The sequence below is a fragment of the Flavobacterium enshiense genome, assembly GCF_022836875.1.
Taxonomy (GTDB): domain Bacteria; phylum Bacteroidota; class Bacteroidia; order Flavobacteriales; family Flavobacteriaceae; genus Flavobacterium; species Flavobacterium enshiense_A.
In genome coordinates this window covers 2,910,659-2,934,783 of the sequence record NZ_CP090376.1, presented here as the reverse complement: position 1 = coordinate 2,934,783, position 24,125 = coordinate 2,910,659, and the positions used below count along the sequence as shown (strand labels likewise).

The 24,125-nt window shown below is 35.0% G+C and carries 27 protein-coding genes and 1 other RNA gene; 12 read left to right on the top strand and 16 right to left on the bottom strand.

Annotation, left to right across the window (positions count from 1 at the left end; all coding sequences use genetic code 11):
- The first annotated feature begins 137 nt into the window (after positions 1 to 137).
- The 4 genes from LZF87_RS13390 (at position 138) to LZF87_RS13375 (ending at position 3,558) form a co-directional block, all read left to right on the top strand.
- Complete coding sequence (locus LZF87_RS13390) at positions 138 to 881, top strand: hypothetical protein (protein WP_244339714.1); 744 nt, start codon at positions 138 to 140, stop codon at positions 879 to 881.
- Between the two features lie 129 nt (positions 882 to 1,010).
- Positions 1,011 to 1,454: a hypothetical protein gene (locus LZF87_RS13385; RefSeq protein ID WP_244339713.1), complete on the top strand. Its 444-nt coding sequence runs from the start codon at positions 1,011 to 1,013 to the stop codon at positions 1,452 to 1,454.
- A 527-nt stretch (positions 1,455 to 1,981) separates the two neighbouring features.
- Entirely contained in the window at positions 1,982 to 2,998 is a 1,017-nt protein-coding gene (locus tag LZF87_RS13380) for a hypothetical protein (protein ID WP_244339712.1), read from the top strand.
- Positions 2,999 to 3,036: 38 nt separating this feature from the next.
- Complete coding sequence (locus tag LZF87_RS13375) at positions 3,037 to 3,558, top strand: hypothetical protein (RefSeq protein ID WP_244339711.1); 522 nt, start codon at positions 3,037 to 3,039, stop codon at positions 3,556 to 3,558.
- 52 nt (positions 3,559 to 3,610) lie between these two features.
- Here the strand turns inward: LZF87_RS13375 and LZF87_RS13370 are convergent, their stop codons facing one another.
- Positions 3,611 to 4,171 carry a thioredoxin family protein gene (locus LZF87_RS13370; RefSeq protein WP_244339710.1) on the bottom strand — a complete coding sequence of 187 codons (561 nt, stop codon included), beginning with the start codon at positions 4,169 to 4,171 and terminating at the stop codon, positions 3,611 to 3,613.
- A gap of 84 nt (positions 4,172 to 4,255) precedes the next feature.
- On the opposite strand from LZF87_RS13370, the gene LZF87_RS13365 reads away from it, so the two are divergent.
- Both LZF87_RS13365 and LZF87_RS13360 read left to right on the top strand, forming a co-directional pair.
- Positions 4,256 to 4,729: a DUF962 domain-containing protein gene (locus tag LZF87_RS13365; protein WP_244339709.1), complete on the top strand. Its 474-nt coding sequence runs from the start codon at positions 4,256 to 4,258 to the stop codon at positions 4,727 to 4,729.
- Positions 4,729 to 5,061 carry a tRNA-binding protein gene (locus LZF87_RS13360; RefSeq protein WP_413614291.1) on the top strand — a complete coding sequence of 111 codons (333 nt, stop codon included), beginning with the start codon at positions 4,729 to 4,731 and terminating at the stop codon, positions 5,059 to 5,061. Before LZF87_RS13365 ends, LZF87_RS13360 begins: the two co-directional genes overlap by 1 nt.
- Positions 5,062 to 5,200: 139 nt before the next feature.
- On the opposite strand, the gene LZF87_RS13355 is transcribed toward LZF87_RS13360, so the two are convergent.
- Entirely contained in the window at positions 5,201 to 5,587 is a 387-nt protein-coding gene (locus LZF87_RS13355) for a PUR family DNA/RNA-binding protein (protein WP_244339708.1), read from the bottom strand.
- Between the two features lie 74 nt (positions 5,588 to 5,661).
- Positions 5,662 to 7,410, bottom strand: a complete 1,749-nt coding sequence (locus LZF87_RS13350; protein ID WP_244339707.1) for an ABC transporter ATP-binding protein — start codon at positions 7,408 to 7,410, stop codon at positions 5,662 to 5,664.
- A gap of 200 nt (positions 7,411 to 7,610) precedes the next feature.
- On the opposite strand from LZF87_RS13350, the gene LZF87_RS13345 reads away from it, so the two are divergent.
- The 4 genes from LZF87_RS13345 (at position 7,611) to yajC (ending at position 10,524) form a co-directional block, all read left to right on the top strand.
- Positions 7,611 to 8,717: a Glu/Leu/Phe/Val dehydrogenase dimerization domain-containing protein gene (locus LZF87_RS13345; protein ID WP_244339706.1), complete on the top strand. Its 1,107-nt coding sequence runs from the start codon at positions 7,611 to 7,613 to the stop codon at positions 8,715 to 8,717.
- A gap of 83 nt (positions 8,718 to 8,800) precedes the next feature.
- Positions 8,801 to 9,745 (top strand): transcription antitermination factor NusB, encoded by a 945-nt coding sequence (gene nusB, locus LZF87_RS13340; RefSeq protein WP_244339704.1) that lies wholly within the window; start codon positions 8,801 to 8,803, stop codon positions 9,743 to 9,745.
- A 16-nt stretch (positions 9,746 to 9,761) separates the two neighbouring features.
- Positions 9,762 to 10,214 (top strand): DUF1573 domain-containing protein, encoded by a 453-nt coding sequence (locus tag LZF87_RS13335; protein WP_244339702.1) that lies wholly within the window; start codon positions 9,762 to 9,764, stop codon positions 10,212 to 10,214.
- A gap of 34 nt (positions 10,215 to 10,248) precedes the next feature.
- Positions 10,249 to 10,524 carry a preprotein translocase subunit YajC gene (yajC, locus tag LZF87_RS13330; RefSeq protein WP_244339700.1) on the top strand — a complete coding sequence of 92 codons (276 nt, stop codon included), beginning with the start codon at positions 10,249 to 10,251 and terminating at the stop codon, positions 10,522 to 10,524.
- Between the two features lie 67 nt (positions 10,525 to 10,591).
- On the opposite strand, the gene LZF87_RS13325 is transcribed toward yajC, so the two are convergent.
- The 6 genes from LZF87_RS13325 to LZF87_RS13300 all read right to left on the bottom strand — a co-directional run bounded on the left by LZF87_RS13325 (position 10,592) and on the right by LZF87_RS13300 (position 15,755).
- A complete protein-coding gene (locus LZF87_RS13325; protein WP_244339698.1) occupies positions 10,592 to 11,269 on the bottom strand; it encodes a hypothetical protein in 678 nt (225 codons plus the stop codon).
- 101 nt (positions 11,270 to 11,370) lie between these two features.
- The gene (locus tag LZF87_RS13320) at positions 11,371 to 11,952 is read right to left on the bottom strand and encodes a YdeI/OmpD-associated family protein (protein WP_244339696.1); all 582 of its coding nucleotides are present in this window, start codon (positions 11,950 to 11,952) and stop codon (positions 11,371 to 11,373) included.
- Positions 11,953 to 11,959: 7 nt separating this feature from the next.
- Positions 11,960 to 12,427 carry a GNAT family N-acetyltransferase gene (locus LZF87_RS13315; protein ID WP_244339694.1) on the bottom strand — a complete coding sequence of 156 codons (468 nt, stop codon included), beginning with the start codon at positions 12,425 to 12,427 and terminating at the stop codon, positions 11,960 to 11,962.
- Positions 12,428 to 12,530: 103 nt separating this feature from the next.
- Complete coding sequence (gene pepT / locus LZF87_RS13310) at positions 12,531 to 13,778, bottom strand: peptidase T (protein WP_244339692.1); 1,248 nt, start codon at positions 13,776 to 13,778, stop codon at positions 12,531 to 12,533.
- 119 nt (positions 13,779 to 13,897) lie between these two features.
- Positions 13,898 to 14,443, bottom strand: coding sequence for a DUF4468 domain-containing protein (locus tag LZF87_RS13305; RefSeq protein WP_244339690.1), 546 nt, complete (start codon positions 14,441 to 14,443; stop codon positions 13,898 to 13,900).
- A 223-nt stretch (positions 14,444 to 14,666) separates the two neighbouring features.
- A complete protein-coding gene (locus LZF87_RS13300; protein WP_244339688.1) occupies positions 14,667 to 15,755 on the bottom strand; it encodes a class I SAM-dependent methyltransferase in 1,089 nt (362 codons plus the stop codon).
- 1,185 nt (positions 15,756 to 16,940) lie between these two features.
- On the opposite strand from LZF87_RS13300, the gene LZF87_RS13295 reads away from it, so the two are divergent.
- Positions 16,941 to 17,507, top strand: coding sequence for an SHOCT domain-containing protein (locus LZF87_RS13295; protein WP_244339686.1), 567 nt, complete (start codon positions 16,941 to 16,943; stop codon positions 17,505 to 17,507).
- Between the two features lie 373 nt (positions 17,508 to 17,880).
- On the opposite strand, the gene ssrA is transcribed toward LZF87_RS13295, so the two are convergent.
- Positions 17,881 to 18,277: a transfer-messenger RNA gene (ssrA, locus tag LZF87_RS13290) on the bottom strand.
- A gap of 204 nt (positions 18,278 to 18,481) precedes the next feature.
- Here ssrA and LZF87_RS13285 point away from each other — a divergent pair.
- Positions 18,482 to 19,684 (top strand): NAD(P)-dependent oxidoreductase, encoded by a 1,203-nt coding sequence (locus LZF87_RS13285; protein WP_244343823.1) that lies wholly within the window; start codon positions 18,482 to 18,484, stop codon positions 19,682 to 19,684.
- Between the two features lie 59 nt (positions 19,685 to 19,743).
- On the opposite strand, the gene creD is transcribed toward LZF87_RS13285, so the two are convergent.
- The 6 genes from creD to LZF87_RS13255 form a co-directional block, all read right to left on the bottom strand.
- On the bottom strand, positions 19,744 to 21,120 hold the full coding sequence (creD, locus tag LZF87_RS13280; protein ID WP_244339684.1) for a cell envelope integrity protein CreD: 1,377 nt from the start codon (positions 21,118 to 21,120) through the stop codon (positions 19,744 to 19,746).
- Between the two features lie 77 nt (positions 21,121 to 21,197).
- A complete protein-coding gene (locus LZF87_RS13275; protein ID WP_244339682.1) occupies positions 21,198 to 21,494 on the bottom strand; it encodes a winged helix-turn-helix domain-containing protein in 297 nt (98 codons plus the stop codon).
- A 2-nt stretch (positions 21,495 to 21,496) separates the two neighbouring features.
- Positions 21,497 to 22,105, bottom strand: coding sequence for a hypothetical protein (locus LZF87_RS13270; protein WP_244339680.1), 609 nt, complete (start codon positions 22,103 to 22,105; stop codon positions 21,497 to 21,499).
- Between the two features lie 134 nt (positions 22,106 to 22,239).
- Positions 22,240 to 23,058, bottom strand: coding sequence for a 3-deoxy-8-phosphooctulonate synthase (kdsA, locus tag LZF87_RS13265; protein WP_023573835.1), 819 nt, complete (start codon positions 23,056 to 23,058; stop codon positions 22,240 to 22,242).
- Positions 23,059 to 23,155: 97 nt separating this feature from the next.
- The gene (locus LZF87_RS13260) at positions 23,156 to 23,617 is read right to left on the bottom strand and encodes a 2-dehydro-3-deoxyphosphooctonate aldolase (RefSeq protein ID WP_244339679.1); all 462 of its coding nucleotides are present in this window, start codon (positions 23,615 to 23,617) and stop codon (positions 23,156 to 23,158) included.
- 2 nt (positions 23,618 to 23,619) lie between these two features.
- The gene (locus tag LZF87_RS13255) at positions 23,620 to 24,096 is read right to left on the bottom strand and encodes a DUF4199 domain-containing protein (RefSeq protein WP_244339677.1); all 477 of its coding nucleotides are present in this window, start codon (positions 24,094 to 24,096) and stop codon (positions 23,620 to 23,622) included.
- Positions 24,097 to 24,125: the final 29 nt, after the last annotated feature.

Genomic DNA, 24,125 nt, shown 5'->3' with positions numbered 1-24,125 from the left:
AATTACAAAATTTAAATACCACAAAAAATTTCCCAAAAATAATTTTGCCTATACGGTTCATATTGCGCATCAAAAATTTTAATATGAATTATTAACCAAAATTATTAATCAAAATTATTAACCAAAATTATTTAATTATGAAACAAGTAAAAGTTTTATCCGTTTTAGCAATCTCAGCATTGCTGTTTGTAAGCTGTTCAAAAGAAGAACCAGTTTCTTCTGAATTTGACGAAAATTCAAAAAATTCAATAGAACAACTAACCGGAAATGGCGCGCCAAGTGGAGCTCATTACAATTTAAACATTATTGGGGTAAAGAATCCCAAAACGTTTAATTATGACGAATACAATCAATCTAATACGCAAGGCAACGGGCGTAGGATCTTTGTAAGTCTTATAGGAAACACAAAAATTCTCCTAAGCAAAGGTGATTTTGATGTGATTGATGCAAATGGTACAGATGGTATAGCTGCGTTCCAATTACCAGAGCCTGATGCAATAGACGATGGAGTAACTGATTATTCAGTTTTCATTCGTACGTTAGGAAAACCAGGGGGTAGCGGATCAATGAAGTCATGTATGGATGGAGATGGCAACCTTGCTACAACTGGAGACACTTACTGCAGTACTGGTGATTACATTGTAAATCTTACTCGTACAAAAGGTCAGAGCAAATTCCAGAACGTTACTAACCAATTGTTGTATGTATGGGCTGACATTGACGGTGACGGTGACATCGACAGAACAGAATTGTTTGACGATGATTTTGAATCTTATTGGTGGGATTATGAAAATGAAGGTTTAAAATTAGTTCAGATGAGATTCTATCCTGGTGTTGAGACACCTGTTTGGGATGATCCAGAACCAACTAGGGTAAACTAATAGCATTGGTGTAAAAAGTTAAAAAGTCTCTGCTTTATAGTAGAGGCTTTTTAAATAGCTTTCTTATAGCAAAACTAAACCTGTTGCTAAATATTCAAATAACCTCTATTTTTTAACTCAAGCTTACTTATGAATACTATCCACAACACCTCTAGTCCGCTGATCAATAAAGAAACTGCTTCATTAAAGAGGAAAATCTTTATCGCAGCATCTTTCTTGCTATTGATTACCTTTATTGCTGTTGTATTATTTTTCAATAAAAAGGAGCCTTCTACAGTTTATGGTTCATATAAGATCTATAGCAATGATCCTATGGTTAACAAGTTTACTTCCGGAGAGGATATCTACCTGAAAGTAAATAATGACCGAACGATTATTTATCATACAACTATCAACGGGAAGCTAAAATTTCATAATACAGGAGTTTTTACCCTTGATGAAAAAACAAATACCTTAGGCATTCGATGGAAAGAAGGTAAACTTCCTTCAAAGTTAAAAATTGAAAAACAAAAAGAAAATTACGTAATCAAAGTTGGCACAACTGTTTATATGAAGGAAAAGGCAAACAGTTAATTCAAACTTATCCTGCTATAAACCCGCTGGCGCGGATTTGTAATACGTGAGCGCAAAGAAAAGTAATAACTACAGCCCTAAAAAGTTGTAGTTTTTTTTTTAAAACCAATCACCATGTTCGCGCACAAAGAGCAAAACATTAATTCCAACGTTGCTTTGTTGCATTTGTTCTCATAGCGATTGTTGGTGCGGATTCCTTTGGCTGTCGCTATACTCAAGTGCAAATCCATGTATCGGGATTTATTTGAGACAATTTTTTGCATTCAATTTTTTTGTTACAGAATCTGTATCTTCTTTTTTACAGTTATTTTTTTGTTACAAGTGGAATTCAATATACTTTGGTTGAGGCTCCCTAAGCCCAATGCGTTATGTGTAAAAATAGATAGTGCGAATTGTATAGGAACGAAACGAACTGAAAAAGTAAAAATTTGCTATTGTGTTTACATCATAAAATATCTCCTTCAATTTGTCTGTTTGAAAGCTTTTCTTACATTTGAAATTTAAATACGTGATTTTTTTCTTTAAATATGAAAAGTAGACTTTTGTTAGTGTTGTCAGTTGTTTTTGTCTCATGTGCAAGTAAAAAAGAGATAATAACGAAGGCAACTGCGCAAATCCAAATTGATGACAGAATCTCACTTTTTAGGAACGCCTATAATATGGCGGTGGAAGATAAAGAAGCCGATTCCATTTATCGCAATATGGTAAATGATTACTATTTTGAATCCCGAAAAAAATACAGCAATTTAAGGAATCATCCGTTGATTGATTTTATAAGAGGAGGAAAGTATTGGGGGGTTGATCTGCCTTCTATAGCTTTATGTTTTGAAAATGAGACCTACAAAATCAGGAAAAATGTCGATTTTGAAGATTTGAATGATAACTTCAAATGGTATGCTGCCCGGATGGATACTCTTTCTGTTTTATTGGCTGATTTTCACGAAAAGAGTAAAAATACTGTTGTAAAATTAGAAGAAATCAATTTTGAGAAATTCAATAATGAGTTGCTTTTAAATAAGGTTGACGAGAAATTCAACGACTTTTTCAGAACAACGGTAAAAGCTAAAGTCAATATTTATTTCGATCCGTTGAATAGCTATGTGAATAAACCGATTACGTTTGTTGATGATGGACCGAAAATTACCAATTTTCTTATCGGTTACTATTCAAAAGACATAAATGATACTCCGAAACATTTTGATGTGCAATGGGATGAGAATTACAGAAGAGCCGTTTTTCAGGGAATTACAAGTTCGTTTACCGCCAAATTGTTTCGTAAATATTATGATAAAGAGTTGAAAACGGCTTTGCTTCGTCCGAAATACCTCGATGTTGATTTGGAAGCAGAAATAAACATGGGAATAGCCGCTAAACTAATGAGTGTTTATTATCCGAAAGAAGTTGGGGAGAAAGAATATGAAAGATTATCTCCGAATACAAAAATTGTCTTTGATGTAATGGGGAAGTATGTTGATGATAAAGAGATGAGCATCAAAACCATATACAAGGAAATTATGATTGAAATGAAAAAAGCTTATAGGTAAACTCACTTTTGTACATTTGTGCTATTAAAATATACAAAATGCGTTATCTGATTTTTTTATTTTTCCTGGCAATTCAAGTTAAAGCACAAATTCCTGCAATGCATTGCGGCTATGACTTTACATCTTATATGGTTTTGGATGTGCATGAAGACGGGAAAAAGGAAAATATCAAAAATCTGAAAATTACTGTAGTTGACAGTTTAGGGAAAGAGGTGGTGAATGTGAATAATATTTACAGTTTTAGGGACAGTAATAAAACGCTTCAGTTCTCGATGAACTATCAGATTGACGAAAACGGGAATAAAATAACTATCGAAAACACAAAAGCCCGTTGGTTTTTTCCTTACGCGAAAGACAATTACCTTTTGTCTATATCGGCCACTTTTCCTGCGGATAATTTCAGTGTTAAAATAGAAGATCCTGCTAAAAAGTACAAAACGCAAACCATACAGCTGTTTGCTTTTAATATGTATGTACTCTGTGCGAGTCAGGCAGAGAAGACCGTACAATTCGGACGCAAGGCGAACCGTCCTATTGACGTTGTTTTGGAGAGAAAGTAGAATATAGAGAATAGATGGTAAGAAATAGATATTGCCAAAATTTGACAAACGACTAACTCTCCTTCCATTTAATATTGCAGCCTAAACTAGGTTTTTGATTCGGATTGATGCTTCGGTTGTAAATTACTCCGTCAATGGCATTGCGTAAATCACTGCCGCTTAACGGAATTCCGTTTCCTGGACGACTGTCGTCCAATTGACCGCGATATACCAACTTATTCTGATTGTCAAATAGGTAGAAGTCGGGAGTGCAGGCAGCATCATAGGCTTTGGCTACTTCCTGGGTTGCATCATACAAATAAGGAAATTCGAATCGATGTTGTAGGGCGAAATCTTGCATCAGTTCCGGTGCATCCTGTGGATAATTTACGACGTCGTTGCTTGAAATGGCAATAATTCCTAAACCCTGAACTCTATAATCGTTTGCGATTCTGACAATTTCATCAATTACATGATGGACAAACGGACAATGATTGCAGATAAACATTACCAGTGTCCCCTTGCTTCCTTTTAAATCGGCAAAAGAATAGGTGTGGCTTGAATAGGTGTCCTTCAGATGGAATTCCGGAGCCATCGTGCCTAACGGTAACATATTGGAAGGTGTACGTGCCATGATGATTTTCGTTTACGCCAAATTACAATAAAAATAAATTTCCCGAAATTATTTTTTACATTAGTAATGTGAAACCCCAATTATATGAAAACATTACAGCAATGGTTTGATGAGTACGGAGTTAGTCATCAGAATCCAATAAACAAAAAAATACATTTTATTTGTGTTCCGGCCATTTACTTTTCTATTATCGGTTTACTGATGAGCATCCCGAGTGGTATCCTGATGAGGGTTTCACCTTTTAAAGAACCCATGATTGATAACTGGGCGGTAATAGTTTTGCTTTTTGTGTTATCTTTTTATTCCAGGCTGTCGTTAATGATGGCGATTAAGATTTCGATTTTCTCAGCGATTTGTATCGCAATCAATTACATTATAGGTTTGTCGTTTCCGTTGTGGAAGCTTTCCCTGCTTATTTTTGTTTTGGCTTGGATAGGTCAATTTTACGGGCATAAGATAGAAGGGAAGAAGCCTTCATTTTTGAAAGATATTCAGTTTTTGCTGATTGGTCCGGCCTGGGTTATTGAAAATCTGTTTACATCTAAAAATAAAGAATAATGCTTAGTTGGGAAGAATTTGAAAAAGTGGAAATGCGCGTGGGAACCATCATCGAAGTAAATGATTTTCCCGAAGCCCGAAAGCCGGCCTATCAACTCACTATTGATTTTGGTGCCGAAATAGGTGTCCTGAAATCATCAGCACAAATAACAAAACGTTACACTAAAGAGGAATTGGTGAAGCGGCAAATTATTGCAGTAGTCAACTTTCCGAAAAAACAAATTGGAAAATTTATGAGTGAATGTCTTGTGTTGGGAGCTGTTGGTGAAGATAATGATATTGTTTTACTGTCACCAGATTTTAAGGTAGAGAACGGACTGAGAATCGCTTAAGTTAATGTTGACGTTCTTTCCCAGATCGGATTTAATTTGAAAATGGATTTAGTCAAATCAATGAAGGTTTGCTAATGAAATAAAAAAGTCCAAAGTTGTAAGGCTTTGGACTTTTTTAATATATGTTTATGACGGATTATTAAATATCATCAAAATCAATATCAGTGTAGCTTCCTGAAACTTTTAGTTCTGCTTCTGCTTCTTCTCTTCTTTCGCTGAAATATTCTTTTTTGAAATCTTTTTGATGTCTTTCAGAGATTACTTCTTCCCCTTTATGGTTTAATACATAAGAAGTCATTTCGTCCAAAATATCTTTAAAGGCTGCGAAATCTTCTTTGTATAAGTAGATTTTGTGTTTTTTGAAATGGAAAGAGCCATCTTCTTCAGTGAACTTTTTGCTTTCGGTAACTGTAATGTAATAATCGTCAGCTTTAGTTGCTCTTACGTCAAAAAAATACGTTCTTCTTCCGGCTCTTAAAACTTTAGAAAAAATTTCTTCTTTTTCTAACAAATCATTTTCTCTCATAATCCTTCTGTCAAAATATTAATTGTGTTAAGTAGAAACCAAAAATCTGAAAAAAAACCAAAATAACAAACATTTTATTGCATTTCTTTTTCGGAAAGTTGCTTATAAAACAATTCTTTGTAATAACCTTCCTGATTTACAAGCTGATAGTGTGATCCTTCTTGAATTATTTTTCCATCTTCCAGAATAATTATCTGATCGGCATTTTTGGCAGAGGAAACACGGTGGCTCACAATGATTGTGGTTTTGTCTTTACAGAATTCCATTAGATTGTTCAGGATTGCTTCTTCTGTTTCGGTGTCAACCGCCGAAAGACAGTCGTCTAAGAGTAGGATGGGAGCATCTTTAATCATTGCACGGGCTATGGAAACCCTTTGTTTTTGCCCGCCCGAAAGTGTAATTCCGCGTTCTCCTAAAACTGTATCGTATTGGTTTTTGAATTTCACTATGTTTTTATGAACAACTGCTTTTTTGGCCGCCGCGATAACTTCTTCATCGGTAGCTTCTTCTTGTCCGAATTTGATGTTGTTTTTTATGGAATCAGAAAAAAGGAATGCGTCCTGGGGAACGAAACCGATATGATTACGAACATCATACAGGTTGAGGTTTTTGATGTTGGTTCCGTCAATTTTTACGGCGCCGTCTTTTACATCATATAATCGGCTGATAAGGGAAAGGATTGTTGATTTTCCGGAACCTGTTTTTCCTAAAATAGCCAGTGTTTCGCCTTTGTTTATGGTGAATGAAATGTTTTTCAGCGCTTCTATATTGGTGTCTTCGTAGGTAAATGAAACGTTTTCGAAAGTGATATTTCCTTTGATTTCGGATTTTTCATTTACGGTATTCTGGATTTCAGGAACTACTTTCAGGAATTCGTTGATTCGTTTTTGTGACGCTTCGGCTTCCTGAACCATTGAAGAAACCCAGCCCAAGGAGGCTACGGGCCATGTCAACATGTTGATGTAAAGGATAAATTCGGCAATCACACCAATATCCGGAATCGAACCGTTGATGTACATCATTCCGCCTACATAAATAACGACAAGGTTACTTATTCCGATCAGTAAAATCATCAGCGGACCAAATAAGGATTGTACCCTTGCCAAATCAAGGTTTTTGGTTTTGCTTTCTTCGGAAAGGTTTTTAAAATCGTTTTGTTTGTTGTTTTCTATGGCATAGGCTTTTATAACTCTGATGCCTGAAAATATTTCTTGTGTAAAAGTGGAAAGTTTCGATAAATTCTGCTGGTATGCTGTACTTCGTTTATTGATTTCGGAACTGATTTTGAAGATACTGTAACCTAAAATAGGTAAGGGTAATAATGAGTAAAGGGTTAACTTCGGTGAAACAACATACATCTGAACAGTAACCACCGCAAAACGGATAATTGTATTTATGGAATACATTACGGCCGGGCCTACATATTGACGCACTTTTCCAACATCTTCACTGATGCGGTTCATTAAATCTCCTGTTCGGTTTTGTTTGTAGAAATGTTGTGTAAGCCTTTCGTATTGCTGGAAAACCTCATTTTTCAAATCGAATTCAATATGACGCGACATTACTATTAATGTCTGGCGCATCAGGAAAGTCAAGAAACCGGCAATAAGGGTTGTGGCCAGAATCAATAAGATGTTTTTCAATAAGATTTCCTGTGTGATATTGTAAGATAATTTGCTATGTTCTAATGTTTTAATCGAGTCGCCGACTAACTTTGGAGTATATAAAGTAAAAAATTGGGCAGCAACCGTAATGAAAACACCCAGTAGGAAGCTGTATTTATATTTGATAAAGTATTTATTTAAATATTGTAGTTCTTTCATTTTTGGTTTTGCTTTATTAAAAAAATCTCATTTTTTATCTTAAAAAATTAAATAAAAATTTTAAAAAATAACGTTTAAGTCTTGAAAATAAATATTAATTAAAAATTAAAATAGGCGAACTGTATTGAAATATTCTGAATAAAGATGTAATTTTGCTTTCTGTTTTTGAATATAATTCAACTTTAAAAAAGATTTACAACATGATAACAGAAGTAACAAACGCTAATGAGCTTCATAAAATCGACCCTGTTTTTGGTCAGGTTTCATTTGATAATCATGAGCAAATCGTATTTTGTCACGACAAAGATACTGGTTTAAAAGCAATTATTGGTGTTCATAATACGGTTTTAGGGCCTGCTTTGGGAGGAACGAGAATCTGGAAATATACCAACGAATGGGAAGCATTAAATGATGTATTGCGTTTGTCTCGAGGAATGACTTATAAGTCAGCAATTTCAGGTTTAAACCTGGGTGGAGGAAAAGCGGTTATTATTGGAGATTCTAAAGTGGATAAAACACCTGAATTGATTATCAAATTTGGTCAGTTTGTTAATTCACTAAGCGGAAAATATATCACTGCTGAAGACGTAGGTTCTACTACAGCAGATATGGATTTAATCAGAGATTATACTCCTTATGTAACTGGAATTTCTGAATCAAGAGGTGGTTCTGGTAACCCTTCTCCAGTAACTGCTTACGGAGTTTACATGGGAATGAAAGCTTCTGCTAAATACCAATTCGGTTCTGATAATTTAGAAGGTAAAAAAGTATTGGTTCAGGGTATTGGTCACGTAGGTGAAACTTTGGTGGATTTAATCACTAAAGAAGGTGCTATTGTTCAGATTGCTGATATCAACGAAGCTCGTCTACAGGAAGTAGGTGCTAAATATGGTGCTAAAGTTTTCAATAGTGGTGATTTGTACAGTGCTGATGTGGATATCTATGCACCATGTGCTTTAGGAGCTACCATCAACGACGATACTATCGAAAAAATCAAAGCGAAAGTTATCGCTGGAGCTGCAAACAACCAGTTGGCTGTTGAGCAGGTTCACGGAGCAAGATTACAGGAAAGAGGCATTTTATATGCTCCGGACTTCTTAATCAACGCAGGTGGAATCATCAACGTTTACGGTGAAATTGCTGGTTACGGTAAAGATGAAGCGATGCGCAGAACTGAGAATATCTACAACACTACTTTAGATATCTTCAACTATGCTAAAGAAAATAACATCACTACACACCAGGCAGCTATGAGAATGGCTCAGGAGCGTATTGATGCAAGAAAAAAAGAAAACGCAGGAAAGTAATTTTCACTGTCAATAATATTTCATAATTTTGCGGAGCGGAAGATATTCTTTCGCTCCGTTAATTTTTAAAGTTCTTACAGCAGATGTTAAACAGAAGACATATCCGTGTAAAAGTGATGCAGTCCATTTATGCCATGCATCAAAACAATTCCGATAATCTTGATAAGGAAGAGAAATTCCTGTTTCAGAGTATCGAAAATATTCAGGATTTATATCTTATCATGCTTTCCGCTTTAGTGGAAATCAGAAAGTCGGAGGAAGATTTTATCGATAAATCCAGTAAAAAACATCTTGCTACAAAAGAAGAGCGTAATCCCAATACAAAATTTATAAAGAACCAGGTGCTTGAATTGTTGGAAGAGAATAATTCATTGAGCATTGCTTTGGAAGACAGAAAAATAACGAATTGGAAAAACAATGACGATTATATCCTGTTGCTTTTAGATGAAATCAAAAACAGCGAACTGTATAATAAGTATATGGAGACAACTGTTAATGATTTTGAAGAAGACAAGCAGTTTGTAGTGGATATCTTTTCGGAAATTATCGCGCCGAACGAAAAGCTGTATGATTATTTAGAGGATAACAAATTAACCTGGGTTGACGATATCCCGTTAGTAAATACAATGATCCAAAAGCAGTTGAAGCAAATTAAATCGGCTGATGATACTTCGTTTTTTGTACCTCGATTGTATAAAGATTCAGACGATAAGGATTTTGTGAAAAACCTTTTCCGCAAAACGGTTCTTAACAATAATGAACTGGCGAAAGAATTCATGGATAAAACTCCAAATTGGGATACAGACCGTATTGCCGAAATCGATACCATCATTTTAAAAATGGCAATCTGTGAATTTTTGAAATTCCCTTCAATCCCTGTTAAAGTAACTATTAACGAATATTTAGAATTAGCGAAAGAATATTCTACACCAAAAAGTAGTATTTTTATCAACGGAATTTTAGATAATTTAGTCAAAGAATACCAAAAAGAAAATAAATTAATCAAAACCGGAAGAGGTTTAATGTAATTAACTTTTTTAAATTATGATCAAAAGAACTTTAGGAATGTTGGCTGTAGCTGCTTTAGTGTTGTCGACTTCTTGTAAAAACAGAAATGTGTCGGAAAAAATCGATGAAACAAACGTTGAAAAAGTAACAGCTGAAAATGCGGTTAACGGAAAATTGCCTGTTATAAAATTTAATGAAATGGAGCACGATTTCGGAACTATCAAAGAAGGTGAAAAAGTAGAGACTGTTTTCAAAATATCGAATGAAGGTGAAGCTGATTTGATTGTAATGAATGCACAGGGAAGTTGCGGATGTACTGTTCCGGAATGGCCAAAAGAACCAATCAAACCGGGAACTTCTGCTGATATGAAAGTTACTTTTGACTCCAAAGGGAAACCGGGTCAGCAGCACAAATCAGTTATTTTAACAACAAATACTAAAGAAGGTTCTGAAAAAGTTGTAATTACAGCAATGGTTTCACCAAAATAATTTTACTCACACTGAATAATAAATACTAAGATATATGGGACAAATAGGGCAGTTTTTGCCGATACTTTTAATGTTTGTGGTTGTTTATTTTTTAATGATCAGACCGCAACAGCAAAGAGCAAAAAAAGAAAAAGAATTTGAGGCTTCAGTAAAAGTGGGAGACAAAATCATTACTAAGTCAGGAATTCACGGTAAAATAGCCGAGTTGTATGATGACACAGTGGTTGTAGAAACGATGGCTGGTAAAATTAAAATGGAGCGTTCTGCCATTTCTATGGAATTGAGTATGAAAGCTAATGCTGCAAAATAATTTTTAAGAAGCATAAGTAAAAAGTCCCGATTGATGTCGGGACTTTTTATTTTCTGAAATGATATGTTTAGTTTTCGCTGACATCTTCAGGGGACGTAATTTTATCGGCTAAAAATACTTCTGCCTTAATTAGCCATGAAAAGGCAAACGCCCATAAAGCAAGAATTTCAAAAGCGATGAAATAAACGGTATTTTCGACCGTGTTTTTTACAGTCGGAATATTGTAAAGAAGCAGCATTACGATACAGAAAACAATTGTCCATCCGCAAAATTTATAGATCTTGTTTCTGCGGATTTTCATTCGGGTTAGTGTGCCTTTGGTTTTGATAAACTGAACCAGTGAAAAATAGGCGAGGGATGCAAAAAACAAACCCGCGCAGATGTAATGAACCCAACTGACGGTATCTTGAGTTGCATTATTTTCTGCTGTCGGGAAAAAGGATACCCCAAGAGCGAAAATACCAGCGAAGTTTCCTGTAAAGTTATCAGATACTAACTCACCTTCTTCTTTATCGTGTCCTTTGTAGGTAAATAAAAAGATGGCAACGGCGCAGAGCAAACCTACAAAAACATCTCCCATGCAAGTGTAATAGTAATGACTGACAGAGTTTTGCCGGACAATTGCTTTTTGTTGAATGATATGTCCTATTATAAGAATTATGGGTAGAAAAAAGCCAGTGGCCCCCACGAATAAACGTAACTGTTTGTATGAGATTAACTCCGGAGTGGTTTTTAAGAAACTCATGATCAGTTTTTTGAAGGTTTAATCAAATATAAGTATTTATCTTACAGTTTTTATTTGAAAATGGTAATAAAAAAAAGCCCCTGTAATTCGGGACTTTCATATTATCTGTATTTATCATTTAAACCAATGCCTTTGAGAATCATCGGTTTTATTTTTTCGATTCGGCTGAGTTTGGTTTTCTCCTGTTTGGCTGTTTCAATGTATTCCAGAAATTCACGTTGCTTATAGGGTGAAAAGGCTTCGAAAGCTTTTGCTAATGCAGTATCGTTTTTTAATTCTGCTTCCAATAATTCCGAGACAATCGTTTCTTTCTTTTCCGGTTTTTTGGAAAGTCCGGCTTTTTCATTTGCGATAGCTTCATTTATATATTGAAGGATATATTTTTCATTATCGAGGATCTCCTGTTTCGATGCGAATCGCCATTGACGGAGCGCTTTGGTCACGCCTTCATTGGCATTGATAAGAATCTTTTTCTCGTCTTTCAGGAAAACGCCGTTGAAAAACCAAATGCCAACATAGGATTTAAATCCGCCAATACCCACTACGTTTTTTTTATTGACAGTATAAACTGGTCCGCCCCATTTAATCATTTCTTCCAATTCGGTTTTGGAGATAATGGATTTTACTAAATCAAGTTCTTCTGCCCATTGGTCGTTATTGCTCCATGGATTCTTTTCTTCCATAATGAAACTATTTTGTCCATTCGATTTTGGCTGCCGAAATGATATCCAGTTCCAAACGAATGGTATTGTTTATCTTAAATTGATTTCTAATGTAAAAATTTATTGGTGATTTATAATCGGAACCATTACTTTTTTTATCATTGTTATGGTCAATTACCCAGCCGTTGAGTATGTTGGTTTTGGATTTTAATCGTTCCAATAATTTTTGTCCGAACCCTTTTCTCTGAAAAGAAGCATCGATAATTTTGACAAACCAAGTTTCGTTCTCTCTTTCGAAAAGAAGTGCCCAGCCTACGATTTTTAGATTTTCATCCGTCAGTAAAAAATGTGTTTTATTTTCAAGTTTACCGAGATAATTTTCAAAATCAACAAGAGTTTCATAGCATAGTTTTTTTGGATACTCCTTATTCCAAAGTTCAAATAGCTGAAGTTTTTGTCCTTTCGATAAATCTGTTGTTTCTACTATGGTATGCATGGATTTTTTTGTTTAAGATTGAAAAAAAATAAACCGCAGATTCTCAGATTTAGGTTGATATATCTTCGAATCTGCGGTAAAATTATTCTGACGTCAGTAGGACTTATTTCTTGTATTTTTCAGCTGTCAATTCTGCAATTTTGATAATTACTTCAATAGCTTTCTGCATGCTTTCTACCGGAACATATTCGTATTTTCCGTGGAAATTATGTCCGCCTGCAAAGATGTTAGGGCAAGGTAATCCCATGAAAGATAAACGCGAACCATCTGTACCACCACGAATAGGTTTAATTAACGGTTTGATATCTAAAGCTTTCATAGCTTGTTCCGCTAAATCCACAATATGCATAACTGGTTCGACCTTTTCGCGCATGTTGTAGTATTGGTCCTTTACTTCGATTTCAACGATGTCGGTGCCAAATTGCTTCATGTATTTTTTATTGAACTTATCGGCAATTTTTGCAACCAGTTTTTTGCGTTTTTTGAATTTCTTGCGGTCGTGATCACGAATGATTAACTGCACGTTGGTCTCTTCAATGCTTCCGTCTAAATGTACCACATGGAAAAATCCTTCGTAACCTTTCGTTCTTTCCGGCACTTCATCTTTCGGTAATTTGGAGATGTATTTCGTAGCCAAAAGCATGGAGTTGATCATTTTTCCTTTAGCATACCCCGGGTGCACACTTTTTCCTTTGAATTTTAGTTTTACGCCAGCTGCATTGAAGTTTTCATATTCCAATTCGCCAATCTGGCTTCCATCCATGGTATAAGCCCAATCGCATCCGAATTTCTCTACGTCGAAGAAGTCGGCACCACGGCCAATTTCCTCATCAGGGGTGAAACCAACTTTCAGTGTTCCGTGTTTGATATGCGGATTCTGAATCAGGTATTCCATCGCTGTTACGATTTCGGTAACACCGGCTTTGTCATCTGCACCCAAAAGCGTAGTTCCGTCGGTTGTGATTAAAGTTTGTCCTTTATATAATAGCAGGTCTTCGAAATAATTCGGAGACAACACTATGTTTTTTTCTTTGTTCAGGATGATATCACCACCATCGTAATCTCTAACAATCTGCGGATTTACATTAGCCCCTGTAAAATCAGGAGTCGTGTCAAAATGCGACACAAAACCAATGGTAGGCACCTCGTAATCTAAATTACTTGGCAACGTTGCCTGAATATAAGACTTGTCGTCAATGGTTACATCCTGTAAACCGATGGCTTTTAATTCTTCGACTAATTTGTTGGCCAAATCCCATTGTTTAGCGGAACTCGGTGTTGTGTTTGAATTTGGATCGGCTTCCGTATCTATGGTTACGTAACCTATGAAACGATCGATTATATGTTGCATAGTATTTAAATTTTTGAGAACACAAATATAACGTTTATGCATCAAAATCAAGATGGAAATAAAGTTTAGGGAATAAAAAAAGCTCCCTGAAGGAGCTTTGTATTTTAAGTGCTGAATGATTACCAATCGCTTTTACTAGCGCTTGATTTAGCCATTTCTTTTTTGATGTTCGCTTTGATGTTTTCGATTTCATCGTTGATAGCTGCGTAGTAGGCTTTCAGTGTTTCTGCAGTTTTAGGTTTTTGAGCCGCTTTTTCGGAAGCCGTTTTGTCAAACATTTTCTCTATAGGAGTTTCGGAAACCTCTGTTTTAGTAAAGATGTTTTTTATATCATACTTGTATTTGTTGTCTTTTGAATAAATGTCAATAGTGTAGAACAATTTTACTTTAACATCGCTTGCATTTATTTTTACCGTCATGATGGAATACTGAGTGCTGCTAACTGATGCAGCTTCAGTGTTTTGTTTTAATTTATCTTGGGTAATTTTATAGGTATTCACAAAAAACATTTTGGAGTTAGTGAATAAATCCTGTTTTATTTTTCCTTCAGCCGGTACAACTTCAGTAAAAATAATCTGCCCGTTTTCGTTCAACGGGAATTCGAATTTTTCTTGCGCATTAATGTTTAGGGCGAATAGTACTAATAATAAGAATATTCTCTTCATGTCCTTTTTTCGTTTTAGTTAATAAATTTTAATTTAATGATTGGGTTGGTTTTTTATAGCGTTACAATATTAGTGTTTTTTTTAAATCTTTAAGAAAAAAAGAAAGTTCAGGGAGTAATTATTTTGGCCTAAAGGCAGGAGGGTAGTGCGGCCTTCAGTATGTTTTGGGAGTGTTGTCAAGAATAATACTGTGACCGTTTAATTAGTGTTTCAACAGATAATTTTAAAAACCTTGCAATCCGAGAAGTTCTTTTTTTAGATTACCTTTCTCCTGAATTAGGACCTTAAATTTCATACCCATATCAAATATAAGAGTTCGTGTAAGTAGTATTTCTTTTTCAATGGTTTCAATGAGATCTTCATCGGGTATTGCCAATTTATGGAGGGATTCCTTAAAACCAAGTGCCAGTAAAAAATTGGCTTGTGTAGTTAGGCCACAGCAGGTCAATCCGTTTTTTGCTCCCCAATGACATAAAGCGAAAAAATTTACATGTGATGTAATGTCTTGATTTCCTATGTTTTGGTAAGGATCTGCGTTTAAGGTATGTTTGGCATAACACATAAGTGTACCGTTGCGCCTCTCATCTTTGTATAGTTCTGAAGAAGTATGTCCATAATCAATTGTTAGCACATATCCTTTTTTCAAAGATTTGGCAATTTCCGTGATCCATTGTGTGGCCTGGAGGTTTATTTCTGTTTTGAACCCTTTTGGCAGGACAATATTCAGTTCCTTCAGGTAATCCTTCAGTTCTTCCGAAGCTGGTCGCAGTACTTCAACAAAACCATTTCGGTAATCCACAAAAATTTCCATGAGTTCATTTTCCATTACAACACGGTGGACGGCAAAATTATCCACTAATTCATTAGAAAGTATGCAGCCTGTAATTTCAGGAATATCCTGAATAGCATCATACCAGATTATATTTTCATGGAGAGTAGCTTTTTCTTTTTCCACTAATGCAGGACTTTTTTCAATGATGCAATACTTTAGTTTTTTGTAGAACTCGGGTATATTTTTAAGATAATCCAGAATGTCATGACAAAGTTTACCGGTACCGGCTCCGTATTCAACAACTGTAAAAGATCCCTTTCCTGTGAATTCCCACATTTCCGCAAGCTGACGGCCAATTATTGCTCCAAATAAAGGAGTAAGATTAGGACAGGTGTAATAATCGCCTTCAAATCCGGTTTTTTCTCCTGCAGAAGTGTAATAGCCCAATTCCGGGTAATACAGGGACATGTCCATGAAATCCCGAAAGGAAATCGGTCCTTCATTTTGAATTTTAGCTATTATGATATCATATAATCGCATAACTTTATCTTTTTGTGGTATGTAGTTGTTATGTCAAAGTTAAGAATACTATACTTGTCTAGGAATCAAATTGATAGGAAAGTATGTGACAGATTAATAGAAAATAGAATAAATTGTAATTCTTAAGTAAATTGGAATTAAACTATTTTTTACTTCTTTAACGGATTTCGCGAATTGATTTAGAAACACCAAAAGACTTTAATATTTCTGAAGGGAGATATTTAAAATTTAGAGATAATTTGAAATACTTTATGTCAATTTAAAGAAGGAAACCAAATATGTTTTTTTTTTGTTTTTAAATCGTTAATGTTCACTTCAATTATTCCTTAAAATTTAGGTTATTATTATGAGGTGTTATGGAAATTATCCGACGACAATAGGAGACTGTCTTACATTCCGGTTAAAGAGTCTAACTGAAAACAACAATTGCTACTTAACATCATACGGTACGCGCAAAGGTGTTACAAGCTGGAGCATTAAAGGACAAACACACTCGACAATAAGCATAGAAGTAAAGTAGTCAGAAAGCGAAACCTATATTATTTTTTATTACTGTAATAACGGAGAGCCTAAAAGATACAAAGTAAGGTTGATAAGTAAATTGTCAAATTTAGGTAAAGGTAGGGTGTGGCTTTTTGTTTGCCAAAGTACAGGGAAGTTATGCAGAAAACTGCATTTGTATGGTGGTCATTTTTTGCATCGTACCGCATTTATTGGTTTGATGTACAGTAAGCAAATTGAAAGTAAAAAGAGCAGAGAGATGCTTAAAATGTTTAACGGCTATTTTGTATCTGATTCGGTCTATGATGAACTTTATAAAAAATACTTCAAAGCGCATTATAATGGAAAACGACAAAGCGTTTTTTAAAACTTCAAAATAAAATTGATACCGCAAAAAACTATTCGCCTGATCATTTGAATGGCTGGTTATGATGTCGACCTGATTAATCAGTTTTTTTCAAATGCACGAAATGCACAAAATGCACGTCTGTAAAAAAATATACAAATAGATAAAAAAGCCGATCGAATTTTCCTTATTATTCTAAATGCCTTAAAGGTTGGATAAAGAAATAGCTTTTCTTTTAGTCAAATAAATTAAAGGTTAAAATGGTCTTAAATTTAGATTTGAAAAATTGTAATTATTTGTATTTCAGTAAATTTGCCGAAAATATATTGAAAAACATAATGAAAAAAACACTCTTTATTTTTACGCTGTTAATTGCTGGCATTTGTAATGCTCAAAATGAATCAAAACTTATTAATGATACTTTGACAACATCAACCGGGTTTAAAGTTTATAAAGGTTTACCTTTAAAAATTGGAACTGGTTCAATGAACGATGGAGATTTTAAATTTATTAGAATAAATGAAACATCAATGTTTAGATACAATTCAACAACGGGCTACAATGGTATGGTAAATCAAGCGAATGCTTTTGGCAGAAATAATGCTGGACTTACCTACAATGTAAAAGATGTTATGACGAAAGGGAGTAAGAAAAATGGATATGTTTATTATGGTAAAATAGGAAAAGGATTGGTCAATTATGAGGTCGATATAGAAAATGCAATTAAATTTGGAGAAATAGTCGTTCCTGATGAATTTATGCCAAAATTGAAGAATCAAGCACAAGTTTTATCGACAGAAAGCAAATATGACAGATTAAAAAAAATTAAAGAGTTAAAAGATTCTGGAGTACTTTCAGAAGAAGAGTTTCAAAAGGAAAAACAAAAAATAATGAACGAACAATAAAGGATTGTATTAGTCCTTAGCAAGTTTTGTTCCCTTACGCTCCGAAGTGTCACCACTTCGGAGTTTTTGTTTATTGGATTATTAGTATAATAAATATAGACAATCCAAATTTTACTTATTGAGTTTTATAAACATTTGGATTGCTATAGAATCTGAATTTAATTGTTTATTTATGAAATTTTCATTCTATAAATGAAGTGTGGGGTAATTTTTACTTGTTAAAATGCACGAAATGAAGCTATAAAGAACAAAGTTTTTTTCTCTCATTAAAATAAATCCTTTGGGATAAAAATAATTGACCGTACAATAATCGTACAATATTTAAAAAAACAAAACCGCAAAAGCCTTAAAATCAGCTTAATACGGTTTTTTAATGTGGAGTCGGAGAGAATCGAACTCTCGTCCAAACGAGCAATCGAAGAGCTTTCTACACGCTTAGTTTCCGATTAGGTTTTCGACAAAAAGCAAGGCCGGAAACCGCCACTTTTTGCTTAGCTCTATAAGTGTCAGAAAGGATTCAGAACATTACCTTTCCTAGGTTTACTTTTACGGTTCCCCTAAACCAGACGCCATAAACCAAGGCTTCTGAGGAGAATCTAGCTTTCCTACCTGGTAGGAACTAGGCAAATCTTACTATAATTCAGATTAAGCAGCTAAAGCGTAATTATTTTCGCCGTGTAAAATTTTGAAACCTTTTATTAACGAGAATTGTCCCAGTTCTCGACGTGCTTACTTTCCAATTCCACCCGCTGTCAAAACCAGTCGACCCCAATGGTAATTGTTATGATTATAGCAATAAATCATAATGCAAAGTTAAAGTATTTAAAATTCAATTGAAAATTATTGCGCCACTATTCTTTAAATGCTACATTTGGTTGAAAATAAATAAAAACAGACAAAACTAACTTATAAAAATTAAATAATTGTCACGTTTTGTGATATTTTATTAAAAATTATTGAAAGATTGAAGGATGATGAAATTTGGAATTATTAGAGAAAGAAAAAATCCGCCCGACAGACGAGTGGTTTTTACACCTTCTGAATTGGTTAAATTAAAAGCACAGTTTCCGGAGGCAGAAATTAAAGTGGAATCTTCAGATATCCGTATTTTTTCGGATAATGAATATCAAAAATTAGGTTTTGAAATAACCGATGACCTTTCGGATTGTGACGTATTACTTGGAGTTAAGGAAGTGCCCGTGGATGCATTGCTGCCTAATAAAAAATATTTTTTCTTTTCCCATACAATTAAAAAACAGCCGTATAACAAAAAATTACTTGTTGCCTGCCTGGAAAAAAACATCTGCTTAATTGATCATGAAACCATAGTGAACGAATCCAACAACCGTTTGATTGGGTTTGGACGTTATGCCGGAATAGTTGGCGCTTATAATGGATTCAGAGCATTCGGGATAAAATACGAATTGTTCAATCTTCCTAAAGCGGAAACTCTTGCAGATAAAGCAGCATTGATTGAACGCTTACGTCGTCCAATGTTGCCACCAATAAAAATTGTTTTGACCGGATTCGGAAAAGTTGGAATGGGGGCCAAGGAAATTTTGGATGCCATGAAAATTAAGGAGGTTTCTGTTGAGGATTATTTGACTAAAGTATACGACAAACCGGTGTATACCCAAATCGATGTTTTGGATTATAACAAAAGAAAAGACGAGACAATAGTATCAAAAGAAGATTTTTATCAAAATCCGCAGGAGTATGTGTCCGATTTTGATCGTTTTACTAAAGTTTCAGATATTTACATTGCCGGGCATTTCTATGGTAATGGTGCGCCAGTTATTTTAACCAGAGACATGTTAAACGCGCCTGGCAACAAACTTAAAGTAGTTGCAGATATTTCCTGTGATGTTGAGGGGCCTATTGAATGCACTTTGCGTTCTTCCACAATTGCTGACCCGTTTTACGGATATTATCCAAGCGAAGGCAGGGAAGTAGATGTTAATCATCCCGGGGCTATTATAGTGATGGCTGTAGATAATTTGCCGTGCGAATTACCAAAAGATGCCAGCGAAGGTTTTGGGGAAATGTTCCTGGAGCATGTTATCCCCGCGTTTTACAATAATGATAAAGACGGAATTTTGGAGCGTGCAAAAATTACTGAGAATGGTAAGCTAACCGAAAGATTTAAATACCTACAGGATTATGTAGATGGTAAATAAAAAAGTCCCGATTAAATCGGGACTTTTTTATTATCGTTTTTTGATAAAAATAGTTCTAGCTATTGATTATTGGAGTTGTTCCAGTCAATTTTTCTCGAGAAGTACATTACCAGACCTAAAATGATAAACAGTCCGATGCTTCCAACAAGCAGCGCATAATTCTCTAATTGTATAATCACATAGATGAAGGTATAAATACCACTCAGCGCCATTCCGATAAACAATGGGAACTTTTTGGTTTTCAGAAAGGTAATGGAGTATAAAACAATCATCCCGATTACAGCGACCGATGCAATCAGATAGGCCAGAGAGAAACTTGAATGCTCAGTTATAGCTATCAGTAGTGTATAAAACATGATAAGCGCCAGACCTAACATGGTGTACTGAAAAATATGAATGTTTATTTTGTTGATCAGCTGAATTAAAAAGTAAACTAAGAAGGTAAGTCCGATTACCAGGAATCCATATTTTGAAGCACGGTCGTTCTGTTGATATTCGTCGACTGTTTCAATTAGTTTTACGCCAAAGGAATATTCATTCAGATTCGGGATTTTTGTTATGTATTGTTGCGAAAATGAACGATTTACATCCAGTATTTTCCAGTCGGCATGGAACCCTTTTTTGCTGATGGATTTGGTTGCATCGTTTGCTGCAAACATGCCTTCAAAACTTGGAGAGTCCCAGTCCGAATTCAGACTGATCTGCGTCGTTTTTCCAATCGGGATGAATTTTACACTGTTGCTTCCGTTGTATTTCATCGCAAAACTGAAATCCAGTTTTCCGTTTGGTGCCAATGTTTTATAGTCGAAAGTTCCTGTTTCAAGCATGCCGTAAAAATTATCATCGGACTCTTTTGATTCAAAGTTGAAATTCTGTTGATTGAGTTTAACAGCCAAATCACTTTTAATGCTTTTCAGATTAGTTGTTTTGACTACCAATGAAGCCTTGTTCCATTCTAAATCCTCGTTTGTTAAATCCAGTTTTTCAAAATTCAGATTGCCGAAGTATCCGTCAAATTTCATATCGGCCGTATAGACCACATTGCTGTAAATACCTCTTTTTAATGAAGTGTTCTTTTTGATATCCGAAATATTGCTGAGATTATCCGGGAAGAAATAAGCATATTCTACGCTGGTTTTTCTTTCAATGCTGGTTTGATTCGTCTTAGAATCAACTACGGCAGTTTCAGTGTAACTTTTGTAGGGAACTTTTAGTGTCGGTCCATAAAAAAATACGTCTTTTCCCCATAACTGGTTGACTTCATTAACTACTTCTTTTTTTCTTTCTGATCGTTCGTGGATCAAGTCATTTACAAATGCGAGCGGAATCAGTAAAACCAATGTCAGCACTCCGACCATTATCATTTTGATGGTTGTTGACTGAAGGAATGATCCAAGGAATGATCCTTTGTTCTGATTGATGTTTTGATTTTCCATTGTGTTTTGATTTTATATTAAAGTTTTTTTGTTGTTTAAAGTACTTTGAATTTCAAAGTTTGTGCATAAAAAAATATTTAGCTCTTCTGTATCAATTTTTCAAGTGCTTCAATGTGATCGCGAAATGCCTTTCGACCTTCGGGAGTTGCCCTATAACTTGTATTGGGCTTTTTTCCTATGAATTGCTTTTCAACAATTATATAATTTTCCGACTCAAGTGCTTTGGTATGGCTCGCTAAATTCCCGTCAGTTACTCCTAATAGTTCTTTAAGCGTAGAGAAATCCGCCGATTCGTTGACCATCAATACCGACATGATTCCCAATCGGATACGGTGATCAAAAGCTTTGTTGATATTTTGAATAATATTTTTCACGGTTATTTTCTGTCGTATTTAAAGTACATAACCGATCCGTAAATAATATGACAAATCCCAAATCCGATAACCCAGAAATATAAGCCATATCCTGGAAATTCAACGGCCATAAGCCCTAAAATCACCTCGGTAATTCCTAAATAACGCACATCTCTTAATGTATATTTGCTGGCATTAACACAGGCTAAACCATAAAAAATAAGTGTAATAGGGGCCACCAGTCCGTAATAACCATTTCGCAGTAGCAATACGGCAAAAATTCCTCCGGTAACAAGTGGGATGAAAAAATTGATTAATAGTCTTTTTGAAGAAGTATTCCACACGTCTTCACCCACCTTTTTTGCTTTTTTTACTGTGAGTATATAGGAGGTTAGTAAAGAGGCGACAAGGACTATTAAGGCTGTCAGCAGAATAAGTTTAAAAGTGCTGCTTTCAAGGGTAATATAGTTTTCTGTATGATTTTCAATCAGATAATAAACATAGCCTGCCCCGACCAAAGCGTAGATTCCGGCCAAAACGCCAGACAAACCACTTAAAGAAATAAACTGTGTCGATTTGTTCATCAAATCTTTTATTTCCTTAATATCCTGCAAATAATCTTGAGTGTTCATATAAAGTACTTTGAAAAACAAAGTAAGTTATAATAATTGAAATGGACAAGTTTTTTTGAAAGTTTTTGTTGTGTGAAACTTTGCAGTATGTATGAATAAAATTTAAACCGGCTATATAGCCGGTTTAAATTTTATTAAAATTTGTTGATTGTTTGTCTGATGGCAACGAGTTTGTCCATTAGTCCTTCAAATAAATCCAGGTGAAGCATATTGGCTCCGTCGCTTTTCGCGTTTGCCGGATCAAAATGGGTTTCAATGAAAATTCCGTCAACACCTACAGCTATACCTGCTTTGGCAACCGTTTCAATCATCTCAGGTCGTCCGCCGGTTACACCAACCATTTGGTTTGGCTGTTGTAATGAATGGGTAACATCCAAAACGGTAGTGGCAAATTGCTGCATGGTAGGAATTCCACGGTAATCCACGATCATATCTTGATATCCGAACATGGTTCCTCTGTCGGTTACCATAACATTCTGATTGTTGCAGTCGATTACCTTTTGCACTGCGTGTTTCATGCTTTCCGGACTCATGAATTGTCCTTTCTTAAGATTTACGGTTTTTCCGGTATTTGCGGCAGCTACAACCAAATCGGTCTGGCGTACTAAAAAAGCTGGAATCTGAAGTACATCCACATACTCGGCAGCCATCGCCGCATCTTCATTGGTATGGATGTCAGTTACGGTAGGTACACCGAATTCTTTTGATACTTTCTGAAGTATTTTCAAAGCTTTTTCGTCACCAATGCCAGTGAAGCTGTCTATTCTGGAGCGGTTGGCTTTCTTAAACGACCCTTTAAAAACATAAGGAATTTTAAGTCTGTCGGTTACGGAAACCGCTCTTTCTGCAATTCGCATTGCCATTTCTTCTCCTTCAATGGCACAAGGTCCAGCTAATAAGAAAAAATTTCCGCTGTCTGTATGTTTAATCTGTGGTATGTTCTGTAAATTCATGATTGTATCTAAAAAAGTTGTACAAAGATATAATAAAAAAACCTTCTAATGAAGTTGTTAGAAGGTGTGAAATCTTATAAAAATCTTAAAGTTTTAATTATTTATTCTGAAAATTTTTAATCTTGAAGCCAACCGGGCACATAATTTTGCCTCTTTCGTAAATGTTGAAATACAAACGAACAGGTTTGTTCTGTCCTTCCCATTTTACTTCATAAATTGATAATAAGCCTCCTCCGATTTTGTTGTATTTGGTTGGAAACGGACAGCACGTTTCCACTTTTTCGTAGGTAACTTTCTCTCCGTTCGGGCCGGTGATCGCATTGAAAAAATAACCGATATACTGGTCTTCATTTTTTTCCTGAATAACGCCTATATTAATGGGATAGTCCTGGTTATAAGCGTATTTTTTTGAATCGGTATATTCTTTCAGTTGAAAAGCACCATCTTTAAGGGCTGGCTTAATTGCATTATTGTCAATATTCTGTATCGTTGATTTTGTACTGATACAAGCCGTCAGACCAATGAAAAGCAGGTTTAGTAAAAAGACTTTTTTGAACATAATTATTTTGATTTTGTAAAAAATGCCATAATTGCCGAAAAACTAATTCCGAATGATAAATTATCTGAAACTCCTTGAAGCATAGAGCTTTTTAAATTGAATCGTGCCGCAGCATCAATCGGATTTAATTTTCCGCTTTCTGTGTATAAAGCGATTGCTTTTTTGAAAAAGTCAGGTGCTACTAGTTCATAAGTCACATAACTCAATACAGGAACAAATAAAGTAGCAAGAACAATTACGAGACATCCAGAAATGAACCCTTGTTTCCACATCATTTTATTATTGAGGAAATTCTTTTTTTTATCCGTTTGCTCGAAATAAAAGAGCGGTATCAAAACCAAAACAATCAGAACTGAAAAAAAGACATGTCTTGAAATATTGCTATCAAAAAAGCCTAACGCTTTCTGAATGAATATCCATACAAAGGATACGATTACATAAACGATTGCCCATTTAATTTCAATACGGTAATTCTTCATTCGCTAATTTTTTAATAATCCAAAATTAA

Excerpts from the sequence above, each read along its gene's own strand:
- LZF87_RS13390 (WP_244339714.1), top strand. The coding sequence starts at position 138 with ATGAAACAAGTAAAAGTTTTATCCGTTTTAGCAATCTCAGCATTGCTG.
- LZF87_RS13385 (WP_244339713.1), top strand. The coding sequence starts at position 1,011 with ATGAATACTATCCACAACACCTCTAGTCCGCTGATCAATAAAGAAACT.
- LZF87_RS13380 (WP_244339712.1), top strand. The coding sequence starts at position 1,982 with ATGAAAAGTAGACTTTTGTTAGTGTTGTCAGTTGTTTTTGTCTCATGT.
- LZF87_RS13375 (WP_244339711.1), top strand. The coding sequence starts at position 3,037 with ATGCGTTATCTGATTTTTTTATTTTTCCTGGCAATTCAAGTTAAAGCA.
- LZF87_RS13370 (WP_244339710.1), bottom strand. The coding sequence starts at position 4,171 with ATGGCACGTACACCTTCCAATATGTTACCGTTAGGCACGATGGCTCCG.
- LZF87_RS13365 (WP_244339709.1), top strand. The coding sequence starts at position 4,256 with ATGAAAACATTACAGCAATGGTTTGATGAGTACGGAGTTAGTCATCAG.
- LZF87_RS13360 (WP_413614291.1), top strand. The coding sequence starts at position 4,729 with ATGCTTAGTTGGGAAGAATTTGAAAAAGTGGAAATGCGCGTGGGAACC.
- LZF87_RS13355 (WP_244339708.1), bottom strand. The coding sequence starts at position 5,587 with ATGAGAGAAAATGATTTGTTAGAAAAAGAAGAAATTTTTTCTAAAGTT.
- LZF87_RS13350 (WP_244339707.1), bottom strand. The coding sequence starts at position 7,410 with ATGAAAGAACTACAATATTTAAATAAATACTTTATCAAATATAAATAC.
- LZF87_RS13345 (WP_244339706.1), top strand. The coding sequence starts at position 7,611 with ATGATAACAGAAGTAACAAACGCTAATGAGCTTCATAAAATCGACCCT.
- nusB (WP_244339704.1), top strand. The coding sequence starts at position 8,801 with ATGTTAAACAGAAGACATATCCGTGTAAAAGTGATGCAGTCCATTTAT.
- LZF87_RS13335 (WP_244339702.1), top strand. The coding sequence starts at position 9,762 with ATGATCAAAAGAACTTTAGGAATGTTGGCTGTAGCTGCTTTAGTGTTG.
- yajC (WP_244339700.1), top strand. The coding sequence starts at position 10,249 with ATGGGACAAATAGGGCAGTTTTTGCCGATACTTTTAATGTTTGTGGTT.
- LZF87_RS13325 (WP_244339698.1), bottom strand. The coding sequence starts at position 11,269 with ATGAGTTTCTTAAAAACCACTCCGGAGTTAATCTCATACAAACAGTTA.
- LZF87_RS13320 (WP_244339696.1), bottom strand. The coding sequence starts at position 11,952 with ATGGAAGAAAAGAATCCATGGAGCAATAACGACCAATGGGCAGAAGAA.
- LZF87_RS13315 (WP_244339694.1), bottom strand. The coding sequence starts at position 12,427 with ATGCATACCATAGTAGAAACAACAGATTTATCGAAAGGACAAAAACTT.
- pepT (WP_244339692.1), bottom strand. The coding sequence starts at position 13,778 with ATGCAACATATAATCGATCGTTTCATAGGTTACGTAACCATAGATACG.
- LZF87_RS13305 (WP_244339690.1), bottom strand. The coding sequence starts at position 14,443 with ATGAAGAGAATATTCTTATTATTAGTACTATTCGCCCTAAACATTAAT.
- LZF87_RS13300 (WP_244339688.1), bottom strand. The coding sequence starts at position 15,755 with ATGCGATTATATGATATCATAATAGCTAAAATTCAAAATGAAGGACCG.
- LZF87_RS13295 (WP_244339686.1), top strand. The coding sequence starts at position 16,941 with ATGAAAAAAACACTCTTTATTTTTACGCTGTTAATTGCTGGCATTTGT.
- LZF87_RS13285 (WP_244343823.1), top strand. The coding sequence starts at position 18,482 with ATGAAATTTGGAATTATTAGAGAAAGAAAAAATCCGCCCGACAGACGA.
- creD (WP_244339684.1), bottom strand. The coding sequence starts at position 21,120 with ATGGAAAATCAAAACATCAATCAGAACAAAGGATCATTCCTTGGATCA.
- LZF87_RS13270 (WP_244339680.1), bottom strand. The coding sequence starts at position 22,105 with ATGAACACTCAAGATTATTTGCAGGATATTAAGGAAATAAAAGATTTG.
- kdsA (WP_023573835.1), bottom strand. The coding sequence starts at position 23,058 with ATGAATTTACAGAACATACCACAGATTAAACATACAGACAGCGGAAAT.
- LZF87_RS13260 (WP_244339679.1), bottom strand. The coding sequence starts at position 23,617 with ATGTTCAAAAAAGTCTTTTTACTAAACCTGCTTTTCATTGGTCTGACG.
- LZF87_RS13255 (WP_244339677.1), bottom strand. The coding sequence starts at position 24,096 with ATGAAGAATTACCGTATTGAAATTAAATGGGCAATCGTTTATGTAATC.